We start from the raw sequence: 23,663 nt of genomic DNA on the forward strand, positions 1-23,663 counted from the left end.
TTATCTATGAGAGACTTTAACTGCATTCCCAACTACGCCTGCCTGCTGTGCAACCAGTTTAGCAACATCCCGATATGTGAATATTGCAAAAACGATACCCTCTTTTTTAACGCAATGGATTATCCGGCTAATCTGCTTCACCGTCCTGATATTGCTAAAGGCGTACGCCATACTGCATTTCATATATTAAGAGCTTGTGGCGCTTTCGGATGGCCCTTCGACACACTCATCCACAAATTGAAATTCAACGGAAATATTTTATCTGCAAAGGTGCTGGCGCAATGGTTTTGCGAGAATTGTATTGATTCCGCAACACCCCTGCCAGAATGTCTGCTTCCTGTACCCATTCACTTTGCCCGTTATTTCAAACGCCGATACAACCAATCGGTGGCATTAGCTGATTTTATTTCCCGAGATCTTGGTATTCCAGTACGAACTCAATGGAGTCAGCGTGTCGCCGGTCAGGCGCAGCACCAGCTAAACCGGGCAGAACGTTTATTAAATCTGCGAAAAGCCTTTAAAGTATTACCTATAAAATCTTATGGCAGGGTTGCCATTATCGATGATGTAGTGACCACAGGCTGCACCGTCGATGTGCTTTGTCGGCAGCTTAGACAGCAACAGCCGGGTATACAAATAGAAGTGTGGGCAATGGCCGTAACGCCATCGCCCCAACAACGGCGGCTAGCTGTCTAATAGGATTTAAGCAGGGCAGATTGATATATTGCGTTACTCATTAGTTTACTGGTGCCATACCAGTACCCTCTGAAGTTCACATTATCAGTAAAACCTATAACAACGCCGCGCCCGCGGGGTTGCGCCACTACAGCGGTGGTATTGGCAATAAGTTTAGTTAATTCACTGGCGCTATATCCTGCCATTAACGGATTGTCGGAATATGTTGCCGACGTAGCAAATGGTGAGTTATCGCTTTTTACTATCATGTTATTGGTTTTGAACATCGGCAGGTAGTCATTCTGAAAGCCATAAAATAAAGGATGCGTGGTATCAATCCGTGTGCGATATACCGCTCCGGCAATCAGCTTTTTGGCATACAGGGAATCTTTATCGTCAAATTTCAATTTATCGACAGGAAAGGCATCGTCTATTACATCGTCAGAGACGATATCAATATCCAGCCATTCCTGATCGGCAAACAGCTTCAGGGCCGCTTTTTGTCCGATAAGCACGCCACCTCGCTGAATCCATTTGTCGATAGCGCTGCTGATATTTGCGCGTAATGTAATGTAGCGCCCATCAGCGAAAATGATGTGTGAGTACTGCGAAAGGTCAATGCCGTTAAGATCGCGCTGTTCGGTAATAGTGACCGGAATTCCCACGCGGGTATCAAGGTAGTGCCAGATTTCCCCAACTTCGGAAGAATCTGTCCCCCTGCCTCCCACCAATAATACTTGCGGCAATTCGACAATACCCATTTTTCGACTGCCTAAGTCCATTCCTTTCACCGTTAACCCAGTTTGGACTGAAAATACCGGCACATCAAAAGTGGTCGATGCCTCGGATAGTAACGTTGCCAGTTTCTCTGGTTGCGCTAGCGCAGTGGGAATTACAATTGTGCCAGGGGAAAATGCGTGTTGTTTGCCATTAGTCAGCGTAGCGGTAAAGCTGCCGCCTGCAGTACGTAGACTGGCTCCGGCTTCCAGCAACGATTGCACCACCGCTGGAGTGTAGTAATGGTGCCACTCGATGGCGTAGGCGTACGCATTATCCTGCACCTGCGGCAAAGATATTGAAGATGTAGTGGTGGTACCACCGGTTTTTACATCACGCCGGTCCCGCTGCATTACCTCTGCATAGTCGATGTTGAAGGCTAACGGTAAATTCCAGGTAGATACGTCATAGAAGGTGTTGTCCGCAAAGGATTTTCGGGTAGAAAAAATGGATTTAATCAAGCGATAATTCGGTTGATCCAAAGGAACAAAAATGGCTTCATTGGCAGCAAATGTGATGTTCTCCAGCGCCAACTTTTCTGACAGTAACTGGAAACTGACATTATGTTGATCAAGAATATCAGTCATCGCGTTGAAGCGACCTTTGTCTTTGGGTATTTTTAGGGCATAACCGAATACATCTTCTTCATCAATCTGCTTTTGCGTGTCCTTAAAGAAGCTTGCCTGATAATTTAAAATAGCCGGCTTATTCGCCAGCGCGCCCGCAAATGTACTTAGCGATGTGCGCACTTGATTTTGAATGGTATCTTCAAATGTCAGCAGACCATTTTTAGTATTTTGTACATGACCTCGACTACTCGCTTGTTCAAACAGAATACCGATACTGCCATGAGCGTCAGGGTACGAGGAACCTTTACCATAATAAAAGTCATCGAAGCCTTCCTCGCTAAAATATAATTCCTTGGCATCGTCAAAAGCTTTTGCGTGAAACTTGGCGAGCGCTTCGGTTAATGTGACATTGCCATCCGGCGTAAACGGATTTTTCCGCGTGGGAACACCTGGTTGAAAAAAGAAGGTACTGTCTGATCCCATTTCGTGAAAGTCGGTTAATATGTGCGGACGCCACTGTTGAAACTGTGAAATTCGAGCGCGGGATTCGGGGTGGGTTAACAGCAACCAGTCGCGGTTTAAATCAAACCAGTAGTGATTGCTGCGTCCTGAAGGCCAGCCTTCTTCATGTTCACGATGATTGGGATCGGCGACCAGATTTTTGCCTTTGTGCATATTCGCCCACTGCGCAAACCGGGCAAGGCCATCAGGGTTTAAAGCCGGGTCAAGTAACACTATATTATCTTCAAGTAGCGCGTCAATCTGCCCGCCTTGACCAGCGGCAAGGTAATACGCTATCAGTAATGCAGCGTTGCTGCCAGAAGGTTCGTTACCATGAATGCTGTAACCCATATAAAAAATGAGCGGCGCGGAACTACTTACCCGCTTGCCTGCTTCAATGGCTTGCTGGTGCGCAGCTTTTATAGAATCAATTTTTTGCTGATTCTTTTCAGCAGTGATTGTTAACAGTAGCAAAGGCCGGTTCTCGTGGGTTCGGCCGGTTTCCTGTAACGTAACCCGGGGCGAGGCATCAGCAAGAACTTTCATGTAATGGACTAGCTGATCATGCCTGACATGCCAGGCGCCTACGTTGGCTCCTAAAACGGCTTCAGGACTGGGAATGGTTGGATCATAGCTAATATCGCCGGGCAAATAGGTTGAAGCTGGTCGGCCGCCGTCATTACTTTGATAAAATGGCGCAGCTTGTAACGGCGAAGTAAGCAGCAAAGCCGCTGCTAGCGTATAAACAATATGAGCAATGCTGCCCTTGTTCATGGGGAACTTGAACAATTTACGCATCATAATATTTCCGTGTTGTTCTCGGTTAGTTATGAATGAATACCTTAGAGAAAAACCAGCTAATACTTGACTGTTTTACTCAGGTAAATTTGTTATCATATACCCTATCACGAATAAACGTAGGACTTGTTAATGATTACTATATCAGAAGAAGCACAGGCTCACTTTGTAAAATTACTGGAAAAACAAGAGACTGGCACCTGTATCCGAGTGTTCGTAGTGAACCCAGGTACGTCTACTGCTGAGTGTGGTGTATCTTACTGTCCGCCTGACGCTGTTGAGCCCAGCGACACCACCTTGCCATTTAACGGTTTCGATGCCGTTGTAGATGAAGAAAGTGCGCCTTATCTGGATGACGCTGAAATTGATTATGTCACCGATCAGATGGGTTCGCAGTTAACGCTAAAAGCCCCCAATGCCAAAGCGCGTAAGGTGGCAGATGACGCCCCTCTCGTTGAGCGGGTCAGCTACATGATAGAAGCCGAAATTAACCCTCAGTTGGCCAGCCACGGCGGCAAGGTGGTGCTAACAGAAATTACCGAAGACGGTTACGCGGTTCTTCAGTTTGGCGGTGGATGTAACGGCTGTTCAATGGTAGATGTGACCTTAAAAGAAGGTATTGAGAAGCAGATGCTTGAACAATTTGCCGGAGAGCTTACAGGCGTGCGTGACGCCACATCTCACGAAGCTGGTGAGCACTCTTACTACTGATGTGCCAGTAGAATGCGGCGCTGGTTTATTTCTCTAAAGGACCCGGTCACCAGTTGGAACCGGTTTAAACTCGGCCTGGTTATCTTCCTGGTTGGCGTTGCATTATTGTTTATTGCAGGCCCAATTCATATTGGGCTGCATTTTTTTGCACTGGCAGTACTGCTTTGCGGCTTTGCTATTGCCATGACAGGCTACGCGGGTATCTTTTTGCAGCGGATCACCAGCTTAAATCCTAAGAAGCACCAGTCAATTCATCGCGACGATTAAGGCGCCAGAATGTTGCCGCTAATGTCACACCTCTAGCCAGCAGGAATGCCAGCAACGCGTACCATAGCGCCATATTGCCCTCTTCTTGCGTTAACCACCACACCGGAAAGAACACTGCCAATGCGCTGATAATCATGGTATCCCGCATTGCTGCTGATCGGGTCAGCCCAACAAATACACCGTCAAACAAAAAGCACCAGTGGGCCAGCAAAGGTAGCCACACCATCAAAGACAAATAAGGTAACGTTGCCTGGTAGAGACCAGGAAGATCAGTAAGTAACTGAATAATCTGTGGGCCAGCATGATAGAAAACCAAAGAGTAGACGATAGCGAACAGGCTCGACCACAGTAAACCCCGTTGCGTTTGCCGAACAATCAGCCGCCGGTTATTAGCACCTGCAGCCTCACCCACCAATGCTTCTACGGCAAAGGCAACGCCATCTAGTCCTAAGGCTATAAGCGCAAAAAACTGCATTAAAATAGCGTTAACTGCAGCAGGCGTTTCACCCAGCCGTGCGCCCTGCAACGTAAGAAACGCCAGACACAACTGAAGTGCCAGATTACGCAGCAGCATATCGCCATTGAGCTTTAGCAGTATTTTTCTTGCTGCCGAATTAAACCAAGCAGCTTCAATACGGATCCCTTTGCATCTTCGCCACGCTGCACAACCCGCCATTATCGTCATCGTATACTCTGCGATAACGCTTGCCAGCGCTACGCCGGCTACAGACATGTCCAGCCCTGCGACGAAGAAAATATCCAAACCGGCGTTTAGCAGATTGCCTACCACCTGCACCAACAGCACGAGGCGAGTTTGCTGCTGCCCGATTAGCCATCCTATTAATACCAGATTCATCATTGCGGCGGGCGCTCCCCATACCCGTACTGTAAAATACTGGTAGGCGAAATCAGCAACGTCCCCGGGCGGCGCTGCCAGCGACATGCCCGCATTAATAATCGGCACTTGCAGCAACACAATTCCTGCACCCAAAACCAACGCCATTGCCGCCGCCTGACATAGCACCATGGCAGAACGAACTGTGGACGCTTCAGCACTACCTCGTGCTTGCGCACTTAAACCCGTTGCTGACATCCGCAGGAAGCCGCAAACCCAGTATATCTGGGTGAGGATCAGCGCACCCACTGAAGCACCTGCCAGCATTGCCGATGAATCCATATGACCCATTACTGCCGTATCCACCAAACCAAGTAAAGGCGTGGTAATATTGGCAAGAATCATGGGAAAGGCGAGTGCAAGCAGGGTTTTGTGGGCCTGCCAGCCGCGCAAATTCTGTGTATCAGTCACAATTCATTAGCTGTTAATTGAGGGGGAAACGTGCAGTGTAACATGAGAATTATTAATCGCGGTGTGGCGCAGTTACAATACTGGGCGCTAGCGTTAGTCTTGCTTTTTAGTCCGCTATCGTTTGCGCAAAAGACAGACAACGCCGTGATACTGCTGTACCACCATGTTGCCGAAAATACGCCGGCCAGCACCAGTATTAGCCCCGAGCAGTTTCGCCAGCACATGGCTTTTATTAAAGAAAATTATACTGTTGCTCCTCTTAAAAACGTTGTAGAAACGCTAAAGAACAAGCAGCCTTTGCCGGACAGAACCCTGGTAATTACTTTTGATGACGGCTATGACGACATTTTAAAGAATGCGCATCCGATTCTGGAAGAGTACGGTTTTCCCTATACTGTTTTCATCAATCCTGCACAAATCGGGCGCCAGTCTCATCAGCTTACCTGGAAAGAAGTTAACGCTATGCAGAAACAGGGCGCGACCTTCGCTAATCATACGCAGGACCACCTCCACATGCTGGCTAAAAATGCAGATGAAAGCGAAGCGAAATGGTTATCGCGAGTATGGCAAAATGTAGAAGAAGCCGAAGCCATGTTGAAAGAAAAAACCGGCAAGTCACTCAAATATCTGGCGTATCCTTTTGGCGAATTTAATACCATGCTTGCCGAAAAACTTAAAGAGGAAGGATATACTGGATTTGGCCAGCATTCTGGCGGAGTTAGCCATTATTCTGATTTTACAGCACTACCCCGATTTCCGGCGGCTGGTCCCTACGCTAAACTCGACAGTCTAAAAACTAAGCTGGACAGTTTAGCAATGCCTGTTTCTTCAACCACGCTTTCCAATCCCCAACAGAAACAACGAACCTTAACTCAACCTATAGCCTTTACTGTCGCTGTAGATGATGTAGATTTAAATCGGGCAGCCTGCTTTTATCAAGGAGATCGGATAAAGCATTCGGCAGAAGGAAAAACACTGTCTTATGAAATTAGTAAAAAGCTGCCAGTCGGACGTTCGCGCGTAAATTGCACAGCTCCGTCACAAAGCGAAAACGGGCGTTATTACTGGTATTCGCAGCCGTTCTTTGTGACTGATAAAAATGGCAACTATCCAGATTGAACAACAAATTAAGCAGCGATGGCTACTAAAGCGGTATCAACGCTTTCGTCATTCGGATAAACGGCGGTACAACCTGATAACGGATAAAACCGTTACCTAAGTAAAACTGGATGGCGCTGGTGTTTACCTGCTCTACATCAAGCACCAGCGAAGGCTTTTTCCGCCTTTGTGCTTCCGATTCCATGTATTGAATAAGCGCGGTAGCCACACCGCGTCTGCGTGCTTTTGTTGCAACGCAAAGATGTCCAATAGCCAGTTCCCTTGCTGTGGGAGGTTGTAGTGCAGCGCTGATGTGCTCACTCTGCATTACAATATTCATTGCGTTATCCAATCCAAAATAATCGGTTATGGAGCGCAATGTATCCTGGTCAAAATTAGTCGCCAGATTATCGTGCCAGCAGGTAACCAGGCCTACTATCTCCTTGCCGATACACGCCACCCAATGGTTTCGAAAGCCGTATTGCCCGCTTCCGCGCTCCCAGGCAAATGTGAGGTACTGTTCCGCTCGCTCAGCGTCACCTGCTCCGAAAATGGAGATCAGTAATTCATTTCCTGCGCCGAGCAATAATGGCACTGCACTGGCAACGTCTTGAGCTTTCGCAGGACGAATACCTATAGCCACAGAAATCAGCCAGTTTTCATTATTTTGGGCATATCAGCAAGAATCTGCTGTGCGTCACTGACAGCCATCTTGCCTGGCTCTAAAACTGGCTTGAAGCGTCCAATGACTTTAGCCGTTGGATCAATGAGTACGATGGATGCGCTATGATCAACCAGATAATCAGAGTTTTCAGTGCTCTCAGCAATGGCGTACATCATTCCCATGCTTCTTACCAGCGGAAATAGCTGATCGTGATTGCCGGTAGCGGCGATAAAGTCGGGACTGAAAAAGCCTATATATTCCCCCAGTCGCTCTGAAGAATCCCGCTTAGGATCCACAGAAATAAATAATACCTGAACAGGTGAATCGCTTTTTATTGCCGCCAGTTCTGGATAAATCTGATTAAGATTTGCCAACGTGGTAGGACAAATATCCGGGCAATAGGTGTAGCCCATAAAAGCGAGCGTCCATTTTCCTTTTAGATTGGCTGAGGTAAAGGGCTGGCCTTTATGATCTGTCAGGGTAAAGTCCGATAACCTGCGCGGCTCAGGGTAGCGCTGCAAGTACTCTGTATCTGAGGGATCAGTTACATTAGGTGGAGCAATATAAATTGCTCCGATAATGCCGATGACAAGGGCAACGGCAGCGGCGATTCCAGCAACGGCTCTTTGATTCATAAACTTAACGGTACGTAATGGTCAACCAGTAATACCACAAAGAGGACCATGAGGTGAAGAATTGAGAATTTGAAAGTTTGCATTGCAGTATCGCAGTCTGCAGCAAATTTAAGCTTCCAGGCGTAATACATAAATCCGGCGTTAAGCACGGATGAGCCCACTAAATAAATGATGCCTGTCATAGCTACAAGATAAGGCAGCAGGCAGACCAGACAAAGTAGCACTGTATACCCCAGCACCGACGTTTTAGTAAATTCGACGCCGTGAGTGACAGGCAACATAGGCACTTTGGCTTTTGCGTAATCCTTTTCCCGGTGTATCGCCAGCGCCCAGAAATGCGGCGGCGTCCAGGTAAATATAATGAGTACCAGCAGCAGAGCATGAGCATGAATCTCACCGGTCACCGCAGTCCAGCCTAACAGGGGAGGTGCAGCTCCAGCCAGCCCGCCTATAACGATATTCTGCGGTGTAGCGCGCTTTAGAAACATTGTATAAACCACTGCATAGCCGACCAAACCAGCCAATGTAAGCATGGCGGTAAGCATATTGATGTACAACGCTAGCAGCAGGAAGCCAACGACTCCTAACGTCAATGCAAAATAAAGTGCATTGGGAATCGTTACTTTTCCCTTTGCTACTGGCCGGTTAAATGTTCGCGCCATTTGGCTGTCAATACGGTGATCAACTACATGATTAATGACTGCTGCGGATGAAGCCAACATGCCTATTCCCACCAGTCCGATAGTTAATACCCGCCAATCTACCCAACCTGGAGAGGCTAAACACATACCGACCAGTGCAGTCAGCAGCAGTAGCATTAATACTTTTGGTTTGGTCATTTCGTAATAATCGCGCCACGACGCACGCGCGCGTGAAGATACGGATGAAGATGAGGCTATAAAAGATACCAGTTTAGCCACGAAGACCTCCCTTGGGCCGGGACAAATGATAGGTGATCCAGACCATCACCAATAATAGACAGGCTGCCACAGCATTGTGTGCAACGGCTATAAACACGGGCAGGCTTAACACAACATTGCTAACGCCAAGACCGACCTGCGCAGCAAGAGCGATAATTAATACTATGCCAGCCGCTTTTAAAATTTGATAAGTATTGCTGCGGTAAAGACGAATACCAAGCCACAGCAAGTAGCCAAAAGTAATTAAGGCGCCAGCCCGATGCAAAATATGCATGGTCATGCGCTCATTATAGCTATGAACACCAAATTCGTAATTTTCTGCATAAGGTACGCTGTAAGCACCTTTAAGTTCGATTTGCGTCCACCAGTTACCTTCGCAAATAGGCAGATTGGTGCAGGCTAAGGCAGCGTAATTAGCCGATGTCCAGCCCCCCAGAGCAATTTGCGCAATGAGAATGACTACACCAATCGCTGAAAGCTTTGCTAACCTTTTAACGCTAGAATCGCTAAAGTTATAGTGCTGTTGCTGAAAAATACGCTTATCTAATCGCAAATATAGTAAGAACAAGCCGGAGAGAACGGCGAAACCGCCCAGCAGGTGGCCCATTACTACCACCGGCAGCAAATTCAAAGTCACTGTCCACATGCCTAATATCGCCTGAAACCCCACCAGAGCCAGCAAAAATAATGGGTGCTTCAGCGGTAGCCCCTGCCCGCGTTTCAATATAGCCATAATGCAAATAGCTAAAATACATAATCCTAATGTGCCTGCGAAATAGCGGTGAATCATTTCGTTCCAGGCTTTGTGAGATTCCACCGGCCGGTGTGGAAATGCAGCATTTGCAGCAGCCACTGTTGCGTTGTGCTCCGGCACCAGCATCTGACCATAGCACCCGGGCCAGTCAGGGCATCCCAGACCCGCATCAGTCAAGCGAGTATAGGCGCCCAGCACAATGACCACCATTGCCAGAAAAATACTAAATAAAACCAGCTTTTTCATTGGCAGTCCTTATCCAATGCGAGATAGTTTAAGCAGCTTTTTAACATCAGCAAGAATGTCGCGGCTGGCCATTACCGCTTGCTGTTTATTGTTGTGGACCTCGTAACGAAGCATAGCGTTGTTCAGCGTATCAACCAGGAAAATCTTATTTTTAAATTCATTATTTAATGTCTCATGTATCTGCTGTTCAGAGGCTTGCAGCGTGTGAATATTGTTGTTAGTTAATAGTGTAGAAACCATCGCACGATCACTTTTTTCCGTCAGAAACACCGTTGCTTCTGCCCGATCTGACTCTTTTCCCAGCGCCAGCCAAACTTGGTGGATGGAATAAATCGCGTTTTCACAGGCAGCATCACATTGTGCAGGTACAGTATAAACAAGGCGCCACTTCGGCGGCTGGGCATTTAGCACTGGGGCCAAATTCAGCACCGGCTGGATCAGCTCTCCCTTGTTAGTTGAACCGCGATCAAACCAATTGTAATCCAGTGCTATTTTGGCCAAAACTACCGGCAGAACAAAAACGCCGATCAATGCCAGCATAAACATTTTTTTTGAACCCTCTGTTCGATTCATACTTTTTTGTTCCTTGCAAAAACGACAAAATAAGTGACACTGGCCGCTGCAATTGCTAAAGCGAACCATTGGATGGCATAAGCAAAATGCTTTTCAGGCGGCATAACGACAGGCGCCCACGTTCGAACAAAAGATGCAGAAGCCGGGGCATTGAGCTGAATCACAAAAGGTAGCAACGTTTGGCCGGTAAGCTCACCAATAAAATTTAAATCCAGTTGCTGAATGACTGCCGGAAAAGTCGCATTGGGGGCCGCAGTTTCACGTACTAAAGGATTATTTTCCGGCACCATGATTATTCCGCTGAAATTATTAGCATTGGCCTCAATCTGAGTAGTGGGTAAGGTCATTCTGCTTTTATTAGCAGCCACCCAACCCCAATTTACCAACAACCATCCTTGCGCGGTTTGAACCGGAACAATTACATCGAATCCCACCTGGCTTTTTTCAATCTGATTATCCAGCAACATCGTCATTTCAGGATGTGGAACCCCCTGAAACGTCACGCTGTAATCTCGAATATCTTCACTGACGGGATCAAGCGCAGCCAACGCCACCGTGCCGTTTTGCTGCTTTTGCGCTATGCTCGTTAAACGTTCTTCCTTCTGACGCATCCGCTCCAGTTGCCATAACCCCAGAGCAACCATGCCAATAACCGCTACGGCCGCTATACTGATAGCAAAGAGAGGTCTGGTACTTCCTGTCTGCGTCATCATTGAACACACCCCCTAAGGAGACAAAATGATTATTAAAATTATCCTGGTTGGTTTGCTGATCTACATGGTGATCAACCTTTTCTTGGCGATGCGCGTGATGATGCAAAACAATCCCGATGGCAAACCTATGAGTAAATACATTGGTCGCAGGGTTCTGACCTCTGCCATCATTGTCTCTATTATTCTTATTGCCATAGCCACGGGTCTGATTACTCCCAATCCCACTCCACATTAGTACAGGTGCGGCTTATAGCACATACACAAACATGTAAAGCATCACCCATACAACATCAACAAAGTGCCAGTACCAGCTACCAGCCTGAAAAGCAAAATGGTTGTGGGCGGTAAAATGCCCTTTGAGAACCCGGAAAAACAGTACAATGAGAATGATGGTGCCTAACGTCACGTGCATGCCGTGAAAACCGGTTAACATAAAAAAGGTGTTGCCGTACACGCCCGACTGCAGCGTCAGCCCCAATTCTTGATAAGCGTGCACATATTCTTCTACTTGCAGCGCCAGAAAGGTGCTGCCGAGCAAAATGGTAATTCCCAATAAAACTGCCAGTTGTTTGCGTTTATTTTTTTCAAGTCCGACGTGGGCAAAGTGAAGTGTTACCGAAGACAGTAGAAGAATAACTGTATTAATGGCGGGTAAGCCAGCCGCGCCCATTTGCTGGGTTTCAGTTCCTGCTGGCGTAGTTAGTAAAGGCCACGCTGCTTCAAACGCAGGCCACAGCACTTCGTTTGTCATCGCGTTGTTTGACGCGCCACCAAGCCAGGGAACAGAGACAACCCGGGCATAAAAAAGCGCGCCAAAAAAAGCGCCAAAAAACATAATTTCGGAAAATATAAACCAGCTCATTCCTTGTCTATAAGAGCGTCCGAGCTGATCGCTGTAAAGCCCGCTCATCGATTCGTCAATCTGGTTCTTAAACCATCCCACAAGCATTACCAGCAACGCTACAATTCCTGCCATCAGCAGGTATTTGCCGTATCCATCTTCACCGTGGGAAACTTCAATTACCAGGTTCCCGGCGCCAATCGCAATAAGAAACAATGCCACTGCGCCCACTATCGGCCACGGACTCTGCGCCGGCACGTAGTATTTTTGATATTCTTGCTGCATAACTTTCTCCATCTCCCTTATGCGAATTAACCTGTTCCCGGAGGGAGCTAGTTCAAAAAGGGATTTGCCGTTTTAGCCAAGTCAGCGGCATTGGCCGTGACGTCATATAACGTATATTGCACAGTGAAATAATGAATATCTTCAGGTAGCTGCGTATCGACAAAGAAAGACATAGGCATATGCGCTTCTTCCCCGCCACCAAGAGGTTGCTGATTAAAACAAAAGCATTCGGTTTTATTTAAAAATAACGCCGCCTGCCCTGGCGAGACAGACGGAATCGCCTGTGCAATTATTTGTTTACCCAGCGGGTTATGCACATAGAAAGATACCGTGTTCAACTCTCCGGGATGTACTTTAATGCGTTTCGTTTCAGCACGAAATTCCCAGGGCATTCCTGTATTGGTGCGAGTAATAAACTCAACAGTAACAGTCCGGGATGTATCGATGCTGCCGGCCTGATACGCCGCGGCGGTATTAGCCGTTTTTCCATTGATGCCCGTAAGATCACAGAAAACATCATAAAGAGGCACTAACGCAAAACCAAAACCAAACATGCCGATAACGATGAACACCAAGCGGATAACGAGCTTCTTGTTTTGCTGGTTTTGTGCTTCCATAAATTGCTACTTCACCACTGGTGGCGTTTCAAAGGTATGATAAGGCGCCGGTGAGGGGATTTCCCATTCAAGCCCTTCTGCACCTTCCCAAACCTGGTCAGATACAGGTTCACCTTCTTTACGGCACGCTTTAATCAGCAACGTTAGAAAAATCAACTGCGATAAACCAAAAGCAAAGCCACCGATACTGATCCACTGGTTGTAGTTGGCGAACTGGAGCGAATAATCGGGAATACGACGGGGCATTCCAGCCAATCCTACAAAATGCATCGGAAAGAACAAGAGATTGACCGACACCAGTGAGCACCAGAAATGCCATTTCGCCAGCGTGATATCAAACATCCTTCCGGTCCATTTAGGTAGCCAGTAGTACACAGCGGCCATTATGGAAAAAATAGCTCCTGTTACCAGCACGTAATGAAAATGGGCGACAACGAAGTAGGTATCGTGGTACTGGAAGTCTACCGGTGTAATGGCCAGCATTAACCCTGATAGCCCGCCAATGGTAAACAGAATAATAAACGCCAAAGCAAACAGCATAGGCACTTCAAAAGTCAGGGAGCCTCGCCACATTGTCGCCACCCAGTTAAAAACTTTAACCCCCGTCGGCACAGAAATGAGCATAGTAGCGAACATGACAAACATCTCGGCGAATAGCGGCATTCCTGTAGTAAACATATGATGCGCCCACACCAAAAATGATAATAAGGCGATGGAAGCGGTGGCATACACCATTGAAGCGTAGCCAAATAGAGGTTTGCGAGCAAAAGTGGGAACAATCTGAGAGATAATGCCAAATGCTGGTAAAATCATGATGTACACTTCGGGATGACCAAAGAACCAGAAAATGTGCTGGAACATTACCGGATCGCCACCACCAGCGGCATTAAAGAAGCTGGTACCGAAAAACTTATCTGTCAAAACCATTGTTACTGCACCAGCCAAAACGGGCATAACAGCAATAAGCAAGAAGGCGGTAATTAACCACGTCCAGACAAACAGAGGCATTTTCATCCATGTCATTCCTGGGGCGCGCATATTAAAAATTGTGACAATGACGTTGATTGCCCCCATGATGGAAGAGATCCCCATAATATGGACAGAAAACACAAATAAGCCGGTGCTGTCACTGCTATAGGTGGTGGAAAGTGGCGCGTAAAATGTCCAGCCAAAGGCCGGCCCACCGCCTTCCATAAATAACGAAGACAGCAAAATTGCAAAGGCAAAAGGCAGAATCCAGAAGCTCCAGTTATTCATGCGGGGAAGCGCCATATCAGGCGCTCCAATCATCATTGGCACCAGCCAATTGGCAAGACCAGTAAACGCAGGCATTACAGCACCAAATACCATTATTAAACCGTGTACGGTTGTCATTTGATTGAAGAAGTTGGGCTCTACAATCTGCAATCCAGGTTGAAATAATTCAGCGCGAATTATCATTGCCATTGCGCCACCAGTAAGAAACATAATGAACGCAAACCATAAATAGAGCGTGCCGATATCTTTATGGTTGGTAGTAAATAACCAGCGGGTGATTCCTTTGGGAATATGATGATCATGATGCTCATCGTGGTGCTGTTCTACCGGGCCGCTCGCTCCGACAATTTCTGTTGCTTTACTCATGATGCTCTCCTATTGCCCTTTAGCGGTAACATTGACATCTTTCGGTTGCACAATATCGCCGGTGGCATTGCCCCAGGCGTTACGCTCATAAGTCACCACCGCAGCAATCTCTTTTAACGACAACATTTTGCCAAACGCCTGCATAGCCGTGCCGGCCCGTCCGTTGTATACAACATTAATGTGTCCCTCCATGTCTTCCAGAACAAGCGGACTACCTTTAAGCGCAGGAAATACCCCCGGAAGTCCCTCGCCATTAGGCATGTGGCAGGCGGCGCAGGTCGAGTTATAAATTTTTTCTCCTACTTCCATGAGTTCTTCCATGCTCATATTCATCGCGAGTAAACGCTGCTCTTCTTCTTTGGCTTTCCGCTGCCTTTCTTCCTGCTCACCAATCCAGCTTTGAAATTCCGTTGGTGTTTTTGCAATTACCACTATGGGCATGAAGCCGTGGTCTTTTCCGCACAGTTCGGCGCACTGCCCGCGATACACGCCAGGCTCATTAATATTGGTCCAGGCTTCATTAATAAATCCAGGGTTTGCATCTTTCTTAACGGCAAAATCTGGCACCCACCATGAATGAATGACATCGTCAGAGGTAATGAGAAAGCGTATCTTCTGGCCGGTGGGAACCACCAGAGGGCGGTCTACCTCAAGCAGATAATTTTCGCCCTTGGCAAAGCGGTTCTTAATTTGTTCTTGCTGAGTGGCTAGTAGAGAATAATATTCAACGTCGCTGTCCATGTACTTGTAGTGCCACTTCCACTGTGAGCCTGTGACTAGAATTGTCAAATCCGGTTCAGAAGTATCTTCCATTGCTATGAGAGTGCGCGCCGCAGGAATAGCCATAAGAATAAGAATAATAAACGGCACAATAGTCCAGGCTATCTCCACTCTTACGTTTTCGTGAAAGTGCGCTGGCTTAGCGCCGCGAGATTTTCTGTGCAGATACATGGAGACAAACATGGCACCAAAAACCAGCACGGCGATGCCCACGCAAATAGAAAACATCAACATGTGCAAGTCGTAAACCTGGCCGCTAATGTCTGTCACACCTTCACGCAGATTCAGTGCAGCACCGTGAACCTTGTCTTCTTCTGCACGAACAGGCCCCGCCAAAATCGTTGTTACTAGCGTTCCTATAACCATCCAAACGTCATTCTTGAGTTCGTTCACTCAAACACCTCCGTGATGGAAGAACCTATTCATTAATAGCGTTCATAAGGCGCTATTCGGTTCTATCTGTTAGTCAAAGCTATGCGAGCAATGGATAAGATTCTCATTTTCTTGTTATTTTTATGTTAATAACGGTATAAGAATTAATCAAACTTGCGCTGGCGTCTAGTCTTTTCTACTAAAAAATTTTTGAACGGGAAAGAAACCGAGGCTGTTCCCGGTGTTTGGCAGGATGAGTGTAAGCATAGCCTTTGTACAATATTTATACAAAAGATATTATTTGATCTATAGTCTGGGTAACGTTCTTATAGAAGAGTTTAGTGATTCTTCTGCCGTCGTATGTTGATTGAAATAAGCGGAAGCGATTCTCTTACGGATCAGTCGATTAATCCAATTCAGCGTATGATGGCTATTAATACCGATTGGCAGATAAATGATCACTTGGCGAGAAACGAGTGGGAGCAGCTCTTCCTACATAGCACTAACGGGTTCAGTAACCGTTAGCTACGTTCTGAGCGAGTCATTATCACTACGGGTAGACATAAGACTTTATGTACGGCAATGACCTTCTTTTAATATCGGCACGTTCATCTGAAAAGGAAAAGTTATGTTAAGAAAGAATGCAAAATTAGGTACAATTTTGGCGATGGGATTATTCTGTGCGGGTGCTAATGCAGCCCCTGAGACCTATAAAATTGATCCTGGTCATACAAGCGTTATCGCCTCGTGGAGTCACTTTGGCTTTTCTCATCCTACCGCTGCGTTTAATGGCGCAGAAGGTACGATTACTTTTGATGCTGACTCGCCTGAAGATGCAAAAATTTCGGTTAGCATGGACGTTGAAACTGTAGATAGTTTTGTGGAAAAGCTTAACGAAGAGTTTTTAGGTAAAGATTATTTTGATGTTGAGAGCCATCCTAAAGCTACCTTTAAAAGCACGAAAGTGGTTGCCAAAGGAGGCGACAAGTATGACGTCCACGGAGACTTAACAATAAAAGGTATTACCAAACCTGTGGTAATGCACGCCACGTTAAATAAGCAGGGTAAACACCCAATGAATCAAAAGCCTACTGTTGGTTTTGATGCTGAAGCAGAAATTATGCGTTCAGAATTTGGATTAGGAAAATATGTACCTAACGTAGGTGATAAAGTTAAATTGCGTATTACTACCGAAGCGCAACAGTAATTTGTCCAGCGGTTCGCTCCGGCGAGCCGTTATCATTACTTTTGTTACACAAAATTATTAAATAACCTCACCCCGGATAAGCCGCGCCGCTCAATATCGATCTTTTCGCGCCTAGCATCGTTGCGCTTTCTAATCATAGCCTGCTATGACGTATCAAATCCCGCCTTGCTATGCGCAAAAAGCTCGTCATCAAACCAGAATTAGCTTAAGAACAATCGAAAAGATACATATAACAACCTGATTTAAAAGGATTTTTAAAGTCAATACGCCAATTCTTATCCCAAGTTGGGGTTAGATAAAACAGCAACACCCAATCACTCTTGAAAAACACTAACCCAAACTGTTGCCTGACCATAACCTCTTAACGCTCTTCCCCGCAGGACTTTTGCGCAAAGCTTTAAGCAACAAGTGAAGGTTATTAAGCCAAAATGCTGGAATAAGAACGGTCAAGCAGAGCCATCAAATTAAATTTTTTCCCGCATCGGATAAAAAAGCTTGCTCACTTTTCGCAGTTAAAGAATTATTCTATCCTAATGCGCTTACAATTAGGTTACCGAGGCTCCCAAAATAGACGCAAAAAAACGAAAGTATTGCGGCTATCAAGGCTGCGAATTACATCCAATCCGCATTGCGGATTACACCTACTGCTATTCCTTCGATAGAAAATGGCTGCGAGGCCAAATCTACCTTAATAGGTGAGAACTCTTCATTCTCGGCATGAAGCAGCACTTCGCGACCGCGCTTCTCAAGTCTTTTAACTGTGACATCTTCATCCACCCGAGCCACCACAACCTGACCATTATGAACATCATTAGTACGGTGCACAGCGAGTAAATCACCATCTAAAATACCAATATCTTTCATACTCATACCGCTTACACGTAACAGAAAATCTGCTTGAGGGTGAAACAATGCGGGATCAACTTTATAATGCGCTTCAATATGTTGCTGGGCCAAAATTGGCTCACCGGCAGCCACGCGTCCAATCAGTGGTAACCCTTCCTCTTCATCATTATCTGCTTCCAAAGGAATGGTGAGTTTAATACCTCTGGAAGTGCCAGGTAAGATTTCAATTACCCCTTTTCTTGCCAGGGCTTTTAAATGTTCTTCTGCCGCGTTTGCCGACTTAAAACCCAGCTGGCGGGCAATTTCGGCGCGTGTGGGCGGCATGCCAGTATCCAACATGGTAGTTTTAATAAGTTCGAGAACTTCCGTTTGTCTTGGGGTTAGTGGACGCATACACAGCCTGATTATTTATACAGTTGAAGAAAGTATATACCGTTAACAGTAAATCGCAACTCTTTGTGTGGGTTCCGGTTCAACTCCCTAAAATTCCACCGGAGTTGAACTGAATTACTCATTTATACCTTTATGTATGTCCTGTCCATGGACACTTGAAACGCCTTTGTTACTTCAATCTATGCTGAACCTTCGCTATTTAAAAAATATCAGGGAGGTAATAACTTATTGTTATAATCGTTGCAGGAAGAGCGTCATCCCATAAATAACTTCGGTAGACGCAGTATCGAAAAAGTGTATTAATCGATAGTATGTTAATCATAATAGAGAATGATATTCTCGTTGCTTTTATGGACAGAGGTAATTATGGACTTTGGAATGTTTAGCGACAGCAAACGCAACACCGACGAGATCGGAAAGCTTTGGGAGAGGCTAGTTCCGCTTGAGAGAGCATTAGAAGAACAAAACAAAAAATTATCTAAACAAGAAAAGAAAATATCAATTCTCGACGAGAAAATAAAAAAGCCCTCCGATACAGCAGAGGAAGCTAGAAGTGCCTTTCTCTCAATTACTCAGCATAGATCTCGTATAATGAGGATGAAAAAAGAGATTAGTCAATACCATGTAGAAGCTGAGAAAATGCTAGAAGCAGTTAAAGGTATTGATGAAGACGCTAAGCATTACTCCACAAAGCTTGCAGAGATTAAAGGCTCATCTTCCGAGCACGCAAGCCAAATAGAGATACTCCTGAAGGATTCGGAGGAACTGAAGTCATCACTTACAGCCAACACAAAACATCTCAGTGAATTAGTATCTGAAAACACAGAGCTAGAGTCTAATCTGATAAAAATTGACCAACAGGTCTCTGATATTGACGAGTTTCACTCAAAGTCTGAGTCCATGCTAAAAACAGTTGTGTCTAATCACGCAAAAATTCGCGACCTTAGAGATGAAATCTTGGGGTACGAAGAAAATGACGAATCTGGTGAAACTCAGAAAATAGAAGGCCTAAAAGACGAACTTGAAAGTAGCTATCAGAAAATTAAAGACCAACTAGCAAACTTAGAGTTAGAATTGGAGAATACTTCTGAAAATACATTAAACAGGTATCACGAAATACTTAAAACATCCGAAGACAAAAGCGAGAACCAATTAAAGTCATACAGAAATAAATATGAAGAAACTTTCGAAGAGATAAATAAATTATTACCTCGTGCACTGACGGCAGGACTAAGTTCGGCGTACGATGAAAAGGTCAATGAAGAAAGAAGGTTCCAAGAAAGTCACAATAGCTCATTTAAGAGGGCAATCCAGGGGCTTATTGCAATATCAATTATTCCATTTTTTGTCGATATTTACTTATTGCTGGCACTTAACAAAGATCTTGTTGAGGTTTTAAGCGACACTCCTAAACTAATAGTCTCTATTTTACCACTGTACTTACCTGTTTTATGGATCGCTTATTCTGCAAGTAAAAAACAGAACCTCTCTAAGAGACTAATTGAAGAATACACACACAAAGGTGTACTTAGTAAAACTTTTGAAGGCTTATCTAATCAGATAAATGAGCTTGATGATGAAGTATCTGAAGAACTAAGGGTTAAACTATTATTCAACCTATTACAGGTAAACTCAGAGAATCCAGGGAAGCTAATTTCAGATTACAACACTACTGATCATCCGTTAATGGATGCATTAGATAAAAGCAGTAAGCTTGGCATTGCTATTGATAAACTTAATAATATTCCAGGATTTGGAAAGCTCGTAAAAAATTTAGAGAAAAAGCAAGAGAGAGTATTAAGAGATGAGGAAAAAAGAGTATCAGATGTATAAGAAAAGGAAGAAAAAATAGATTCATAGAAAATAATTAGTGATAATCGACAATTTTAACGAAAGTGAAGTTCAATTTTTGATATTTGGAAGATAGCTGGCGAGTAAATCTAGGATAGTAGAGTATGATAAAAACTAGCATTAGGAATAATACATATAACTAACTCATCGAAAATTTTTAAACTCGCTCACGATTGACAGCTCTTGTTTTTCATTGAGACCATATCGTATAGTCCTGACAAACGGTTTAAACCATAGTACAGGAAAAAAGAGACGTCTGAATATTAAAATTTGATTGAGAAAATATTTTCGTGGATAACTTTTTATCCGTTTTTTAATTAAGATATCAATTTTCTATCATCAAAGCAGGCCAAAATGCAGGGTTTATTACAAAAGTATTTTTTTTATTTTTCTTTATCACTCCATCCATCAATTTCATACTGTAGCTAAAATTGTATACATATCTAGGTTCGTCTTTTACAACAACACCTAAAAATCCATACCACAATAACAAGGAAAAAATATTTTCCAAAAACTGATGGCTAATGCCGTAATCAGTTAAAGTAGAAAAAATTTCATCTTTGAAAAGGTGCGACTTGCTACCAATGAACGCATATAAAACATCATCAACATTATTTTCTACGTCATGGATTTCGTAACCCACATCAGCTAATAAATCTGTTGAAAAGGCTACAAGTCCTTTTTCAATATCTTCCTCTAATATCTTTTCGTGATTCAAATTAATAGCAAAGCTTTTGCACAAGCTGATTAAATTGAGTAAAAACCTAGGTCGCATTAATGAACGATCAATAAGATATTGAGAACTTTCTTCTCCCTTATAGTGGCTAACGCATACTTTAGGCCACATGGCTTCGAATTCTTCGCTACCATTAATATTGTTAGATACTAGTCTAAGTCTTACTAACTCACGCAATAGATCTGGGTCTGTCCAATCGAGTAAAGCACTCGCTTCTTTTCCTCTGTCAGAAGTATGTTTTACTAATAACTCGTAAACATCATTTCTAAGAAAAACAATAGTATTGACTTCTACATTTGATTTTCCAAATTGTCTCTCAATTTTTTTAGTGGCATCAATTAGCGCACGAATAATTAACAGATCCTCATCTTCAAGTCCGCTTGTAGGCCAGCCTTTATCGATATTATCGAACAACAGCCAACACATATCTTTATTAGCCATATAGCTAATTATTTGTTGAGTAAGTTCTTTTACATCATGACTATAAAGCATCTCAGTAAGTTTAGAGGATGATAGTCGAACGCTTTTAGCATCACCATGCTTTGAGCGGTACTCCGTCGAGATCTTTTCCATCAACACACTCATGCGTTCAGAAAAATCTCCCTCTGTCTCGTAGCCATCGGCGTGGTATAGATCAGCTAAATTACGATAAGGTTCATACAATTCATGATCATGCTTATGTTGTTCTCTATCCTTTTCAAGAATTTTATAACAAATCTCAAGCAGTAAAACATATTCCCAAAACGCCATTATCGTGTGCTGAAAAGTACCTTCTTCTAAAAACGAAAGGATCAGCTCCTTAAATTTAATCAGCTTATATCCGTCTGGCTTTAGATCTAGAACGATATTTCCCTTTTTATTTCTTTCCCTATCTCTTACCTGTAAAAAAATAGCAGATTTTCCAGACCCCTTTCGGCCTACTACTATATTGGCTTCTCCTCTTAAGGATTTTAAAAATTGATCTGTTTTAAGATAGTAACTTTGAAGAGTTCTCATTTCATTTTCAGCAGATGAAGAACCTAGATCCAATGATTGTAAGAAAGTATCTTCACTTCCAGTATCTTTATTGTCACCTAGTTGAAATGCTTCAGCTACTTCACCTGCAAACTCTGCTATGTAGTCATTTATGTCATCAGGGTGATAGACCACGTTAACAAAGTCCCGATAATCAAGTGGTACTGGCTCGTCTTCTCTTTGTAACATGCATAGAGCTTTCCCCATTCCATTTGCCAAGCCAGCGATAAACGCGCCTCGCATGTTATGTATTTCAAAATCCACTGCGTCGTTAGAAAGGAAAGGAACAACTACACCGTGAGACTCCGCAACTTGATTAATCGCGTCATTAGCAGATAGTCGAGGTTGCTCATTCGGGTCAAAAGAACGAAATAGAAAACGTGCTTTTTTAATTCTAGAGATAATTCGAGTTGCGAAATCGGTCTTGTGATAACCCTCTAGTAAATAAACAGGTGACTTCATGTTTATTTTTTTTGGTATTTTCAATGGCTCGGATTTGGGTGCCTTTTCAAGAAATAATTCAAGTTCTTTCGCATTTTGATATTCGCTATAGCCTAGGGTGTCGAATATCCCAACTTCTCTAACGGTTGGCGACTTTTCTCTGATCGATGAATTTCTTGTTATTAGAACTCTCTTGCCAGCTCCAATTGCATAAGCAAGTTCGTAAGTAACATTAAAGTTAAGTACAGAGATATCGGCGACAAGGTATTCCGATTCATCAATAGCTTCCAGAACCTGTTGAGAAATAAAATGACCTGGAATATCTAGTGCTCGCCAGGTATTTATGGAGGAATCACCAGCTTTTCTTATTGAGTCTACTGCGTTTTCGATTGTATGCCCTATCGCTGTAGGTTGTGAGGCATAAGCAAAAAATCCATTCATAAATACATCCAGATCCATAAAAACGCCGAAGCGTTAAATTAACTGTCCCTTTAGAAAGCTACAAAGCACACAGTAGTCGCCCGTGCTGTTATAGCGCAAATAACAAGCTACCGTATATCAAGCGATTTCTCAACTTATGAGCTTGCTGCCTAAACTAATAATAATTTTGCGAATTTGGGTGTGATTTTACTCAAATTAACGATTAACTATTGGGTTGTTAACGTTAACTTCAGCTTATAAAGGTGGCCCCTATGAAGTAGTAGTAAAGTCTACAACCCTTACACAGCGGTCATCTATATTGTTCAGGGTCAACGTCTACTGCTTGGCTGAATCAACTTTTCAATTTAGTGAAGGTACTTCCTAAATGTTCTTTTGACGACTAACATCCCCTATTATCTCGATCATTCAATAACTTAGAAATTTTCCATGCATGGTCGTGAGTCTAAGTGAGAGAGGATAAGCTTTCTCCCGCGATTTGCCTCACACTTTGTCAGCTCATTGCCGGAAGCCCGTGGTAGGTTCCATTTTCGAACCTACCACGCTGTTATACCGTCTCTGGAATCGCCCGTCCGCTTGTATTAAGGTTAATCCGAAAGTGCGACAGGACGAGATTATACTGAGCGCATTCCGCTGCATCGTCTGTCTAATTATGGCGAATTCGTTACAATTAAAATCATTGGAACCCGATGGTGAAGTGAATAGCAGATAACATTCAACTAGCTATCCTCATCGGCACAGTATTGACGTTTGCCGTGCTCCTTGTATGAGCGCTACCGCATCACCATGAGTAATTATTAGTGCGCCCCAGGTTACGTCACTTGTATTGCTTATTGGTACTGCCATGGCAAGGTGGCCTTTACTTAAGCTCTTCGATGGGTTGCACATGATGAGCTGTTGTATTTAATACAACATCTCGTTGCAAATTGCCGAGCCGAAAAAAGACATGTGACGCGTGGCACACTTTAACGGAGGAATCCGATGCCTGAGGAAATCACCTTTTTATTGCCTT

21 protein-coding genes are annotated in these 23,663 nt (G+C 44.3%); 7 read left to right on the plus strand and 14 right to left on the minus strand.

Going from position 1 to position 23,663, the window contains the following annotated elements; all coding sequences use genetic code 11:
- The first annotated feature begins 6 nt into the window (after window positions 1-6).
- Window positions 7-696 carry a ComF family protein gene (locus CA267_RS08670; protein WP_097349157.1) on the plus strand — a complete coding sequence of 230 codons (690 nt, stop codon included), beginning with the start codon at window positions 7-9 and terminating at the stop codon, window positions 694-696.
- Here the strand turns inward: CA267_RS08670 and CA267_RS08675 are convergent.
- Entirely contained in the window at window positions 693-3,323 is a 2,631-nt protein-coding gene (locus tag CA267_RS08675; protein WP_232367618.1) for a M14 metallopeptidase family protein, read from the minus strand. The genes CA267_RS08670 and CA267_RS08675 overlap by 4 nt on opposite strands.
- 129 nt (window positions 3,324-3,452) lie before the next feature.
- Here CA267_RS08675 and nfuA point away from each other — a divergent pair, with 129 nt between their 5' ends.
- Both nfuA and CA267_RS08685 read left to right on the plus strand, forming a co-directional pair.
- Window positions 3,453-4,031, plus strand: coding sequence for a Fe-S biogenesis protein NfuA (gene nfuA, locus CA267_RS08680; RefSeq protein WP_075607853.1), 579 nt, complete (start codon window positions 3,453-3,455; stop codon window positions 4,029-4,031).
- Between the two features lie 12 nt (window positions 4,032-4,043).
- Window positions 4,044-4,298: a hypothetical protein gene (locus CA267_RS08685; protein WP_075607852.1), complete on the plus strand. Its 255-nt coding sequence runs from the start codon at window positions 4,044-4,046 to the stop codon at window positions 4,296-4,298.
- On the opposite strand, the gene CA267_RS08690 is transcribed toward CA267_RS08685, so the two are convergent.
- A complete protein-coding gene (locus CA267_RS08690) occupies window positions 4,264-5,538 on the minus strand; it encodes an MATE family efflux transporter (protein WP_083638508.1) in 1,275 nt (424 codons plus the stop codon). The genes CA267_RS08685 and CA267_RS08690 overlap by 35 nt on opposite strands.
- Before the next feature lie 108 nt (window positions 5,539-5,646).
- Here CA267_RS08690 and CA267_RS08695 point away from each other — a divergent pair, with 108 nt between their 5' ends.
- Window positions 5,647-6,723 (plus strand): polysaccharide deacetylase family protein, encoded by a 1,077-nt coding sequence (locus CA267_RS08695; RefSeq protein ID WP_075607850.1) that lies wholly within the window; start codon window positions 5,647-5,649, stop codon window positions 6,721-6,723.
- 25 nt (window positions 6,724-6,748) lie between these two features.
- Here CA267_RS08695 and CA267_RS08700 read toward each other — a convergent pair whose 3' ends face one another.
- From CA267_RS08700 to CA267_RS08725, 6 genes are read right to left on the minus strand one after another with little or no spacing between them, the layout of a single operon-like run.
- The gene (locus CA267_RS08700) at window positions 6,749-7,345 is read right to left on the minus strand and encodes a GNAT family N-acetyltransferase (protein WP_075607849.1); all 597 of its coding nucleotides are present in this window, start codon (window positions 7,343-7,345) and stop codon (window positions 6,749-6,751) included.
- 5 nt (window positions 7,346-7,350) lie between these two features.
- Window positions 7,351-8,001 (minus strand): SCO family protein, encoded by a 651-nt coding sequence (locus CA267_RS08705; RefSeq protein ID WP_075607848.1) that lies wholly within the window; start codon window positions 7,999-8,001, stop codon window positions 7,351-7,353.
- Window positions 7,998-8,921: a heme o synthase gene (gene cyoE / locus CA267_RS08710; protein ID WP_075607847.1), complete on the minus strand. Its 924-nt coding sequence runs from the start codon at window positions 8,919-8,921 to the stop codon at window positions 7,998-8,000. Before cyoE ends, CA267_RS08705 begins: the two co-directional genes overlap by 4 nt.
- Entirely contained in the window at window positions 8,914-9,921 is a 1,008-nt protein-coding gene (locus CA267_RS08715) for a COX15/CtaA family protein (protein WP_075607846.1), read from the minus strand. The genes cyoE and CA267_RS08715 overlap by 8 nt, the downstream gene beginning before the upstream one ends.
- Window positions 9,922-9,930: 9 nt before the next feature.
- Window positions 9,931-10,494 carry a hypothetical protein gene (locus CA267_RS08720; protein WP_075607845.1) on the minus strand — a complete coding sequence of 188 codons (564 nt, stop codon included), beginning with the start codon at window positions 10,492-10,494 and terminating at the stop codon, window positions 9,931-9,933.
- A complete protein-coding gene (locus CA267_RS08725; protein WP_083638245.1) occupies window positions 10,491-11,207 on the minus strand; it encodes an SURF1 family protein in 717 nt (238 codons plus the stop codon). The genes CA267_RS08720 and CA267_RS08725 overlap by 4 nt, the downstream gene beginning before the upstream one ends.
- A 25-nt stretch (window positions 11,208-11,232) precedes the next feature.
- On the opposite strand from CA267_RS08725, the gene CA267_RS08730 reads away from it, so the two are divergent.
- A complete protein-coding gene (locus tag CA267_RS08730) occupies window positions 11,233-11,442 on the plus strand; it encodes a DUF2909 domain-containing protein (protein ID WP_075607844.1) in 210 nt (69 codons plus the stop codon).
- A 12-nt stretch (window positions 11,443-11,454) separates the two neighbouring features.
- Here CA267_RS08730 and CA267_RS08735 read toward each other — a convergent pair whose 3' ends face one another.
- From CA267_RS08735 to coxB, 4 genes are read right to left on the minus strand one after another with little or no spacing between them, the layout of a single operon-like run.
- A complete protein-coding gene (locus tag CA267_RS08735) occupies window positions 11,455-12,333 on the minus strand; it encodes a cytochrome c oxidase subunit 3 (protein ID WP_170669039.1) in 879 nt (292 codons plus the stop codon).
- 47 nt (window positions 12,334-12,380) lie between these two features.
- On the minus strand, window positions 12,381-12,950 hold the full coding sequence (locus CA267_RS08740; protein WP_075607842.1) for a cytochrome c oxidase assembly protein: 570 nt from the start codon (window positions 12,948-12,950) through the stop codon (window positions 12,381-12,383).
- Between the two features lie 6 nt (window positions 12,951-12,956).
- Complete coding sequence (gene ctaD, locus CA267_RS08745) at window positions 12,957-14,573, minus strand: cytochrome c oxidase subunit I (RefSeq protein WP_075607841.1); 1,617 nt, start codon at window positions 14,571-14,573, stop codon at window positions 12,957-12,959.
- A gap of 9 nt (window positions 14,574-14,582) precedes the next feature.
- Window positions 14,583-15,719 carry a cytochrome c oxidase subunit II gene (coxB, locus tag CA267_RS08750; protein ID WP_075607840.1) on the minus strand — a complete coding sequence of 379 codons (1,137 nt, stop codon included), beginning with the start codon at window positions 15,717-15,719 and terminating at the stop codon, window positions 14,583-14,585.
- 634 nt (window positions 15,720-16,353) lie between these two features.
- Between coxB and CA267_RS08755 the strand changes: the two genes are divergently transcribed.
- Entirely contained in the window at window positions 16,354-16,932 is a 579-nt protein-coding gene (locus CA267_RS08755) for a YceI family protein (protein WP_075607839.1), read from the plus strand.
- Window positions 16,933-17,544: 612 nt separating this feature from the next.
- Here the strand turns inward: CA267_RS08755 and lexA are convergent.
- On the minus strand, window positions 17,545-18,171 hold the full coding sequence (gene lexA, locus CA267_RS08760) for a transcriptional repressor LexA (protein ID WP_075607838.1): 627 nt from the start codon (window positions 18,169-18,171) through the stop codon (window positions 17,545-17,547).
- A gap of 366 nt (window positions 18,172-18,537) precedes the next feature.
- Here lexA and CA267_RS08765 point away from each other — a divergent pair, with 366 nt between their 5' ends.
- Entirely contained in the window at window positions 18,538-20,004 is a 1,467-nt protein-coding gene (locus CA267_RS08765) for a coiled-coil domain-containing protein (protein WP_075607837.1), read from the plus strand.
- A gap of 343 nt (window positions 20,005-20,347) precedes the next feature.
- Here the strand turns inward: CA267_RS08765 and CA267_RS08770 are convergent, their stop codons facing one another.
- Complete coding sequence (locus CA267_RS08770) at window positions 20,348-22,672, minus strand: P-loop ATPase, Sll1717 family (protein ID WP_075607836.1); 2,325 nt, start codon at window positions 22,670-22,672, stop codon at window positions 20,348-20,350.
- Window positions 22,673-23,663 lie beyond the last annotated feature (991 nt).

Source organism: Alteromonas pelagimontana, from assembly GCF_002499975.2.
GTDB classification, from domain to species: domain Bacteria; phylum Pseudomonadota; class Gammaproteobacteria; order Enterobacterales; family Alteromonadaceae; genus Alteromonas; species Alteromonas pelagimontana.

What these genes read in the sequence shown, in the direction of transcription:
- CA267_RS08670 (WP_097349157.1), top strand. Translation starts at nt 7, where the DNA reads ATGAGAGACTTTAACTGCATTCCCAACTACGCCTGCCTGCTGTGCAAC.
- CA267_RS08675 (WP_232367618.1), bottom strand. Translation starts at nt 3,323, where the DNA reads ATGATGCGTAAATTGTTCAAGTTCCCCATGAACAAGGGCAGCATTGCT.
- nfuA (WP_075607853.1), top strand. Translation starts at nt 3,453, where the DNA reads ATGATTACTATATCAGAAGAAGCACAGGCTCACTTTGTAAAATTACTG.
- CA267_RS08685 (WP_075607852.1), top strand. Translation starts at nt 4,044, where the DNA reads ATGCGGCGCTGGTTTATTTCTCTAAAGGACCCGGTCACCAGTTGGAAC.
- CA267_RS08690 (WP_083638508.1), bottom strand. Translation starts at nt 5,538, where the DNA reads ATGATTCTTGCCAATATTACCACGCCTTTACTTGGTTTGGTGGATACG.
- CA267_RS08695 (WP_075607850.1), top strand. Translation starts at nt 5,647, where the DNA reads ATGAGAATTATTAATCGCGGTGTGGCGCAGTTACAATACTGGGCGCTA.
- CA267_RS08705 (WP_075607848.1), bottom strand. Translation starts at nt 8,001, where the DNA reads ATGAATCAAAGAGCCGTTGCTGGAATCGCCGCTGCCGTTGCCCTTGTC.
- CA267_RS08715 (WP_075607846.1), bottom strand. Translation starts at nt 9,921, where the DNA reads ATGAAAAAGCTGGTTTTATTTAGTATTTTTCTGGCAATGGTGGTCATT.
- CA267_RS08720 (WP_075607845.1), bottom strand. Translation starts at nt 10,494, where the DNA reads ATGAATCGAACAGAGGGTTCAAAAAAAATGTTTATGCTGGCATTGATC.
- CA267_RS08725 (WP_083638245.1), bottom strand. Translation starts at nt 11,207, where the DNA reads ATGATGACGCAGACAGGAAGTACCAGACCTCTCTTTGCTATCAGTATA.
- CA267_RS08730 (WP_075607844.1), top strand. Translation starts at nt 11,233, where the DNA reads ATGATTATTAAAATTATCCTGGTTGGTTTGCTGATCTACATGGTGATC.
- CA267_RS08735 (WP_170669039.1), bottom strand. Translation starts at nt 12,333, where the DNA reads ATGCAGCAAGAATATCAAAAATACTACGTGCCGGCGCAGAGTCCGTGG.
- CA267_RS08740 (WP_075607842.1), bottom strand. Translation starts at nt 12,950, where the DNA reads ATGGAAGCACAAAACCAGCAAAACAAGAAGCTCGTTATCCGCTTGGTG.
- ctaD (WP_075607841.1), bottom strand. Translation starts at nt 14,573, where the DNA reads ATGAGTAAAGCAACAGAAATTGTCGGAGCGAGCGGCCCGGTAGAACAG.
- coxB (WP_075607840.1), bottom strand. Translation starts at nt 15,719, where the DNA reads ATGGTTATAGGAACGCTAGTAACAACGATTTTGGCGGGGCCTGTTCGT.
- CA267_RS08755 (WP_075607839.1), top strand. Translation starts at nt 16,354, where the DNA reads ATGTTAAGAAAGAATGCAAAATTAGGTACAATTTTGGCGATGGGATTA.
- lexA (WP_075607838.1), bottom strand. Translation starts at nt 18,171, where the DNA reads ATGCGTCCACTAACCCCAAGACAAACGGAAGTTCTCGAACTTATTAAA.
- CA267_RS08765 (WP_075607837.1), top strand. Translation starts at nt 18,538, where the DNA reads ATGGACTTTGGAATGTTTAGCGACAGCAAACGCAACACCGACGAGATC.
- CA267_RS08770 (WP_075607836.1), bottom strand. Translation starts at nt 22,672, where the DNA reads ATGGATCTGGATGTATTTATGAATGGATTTTTTGCTTATGCCTCACAA.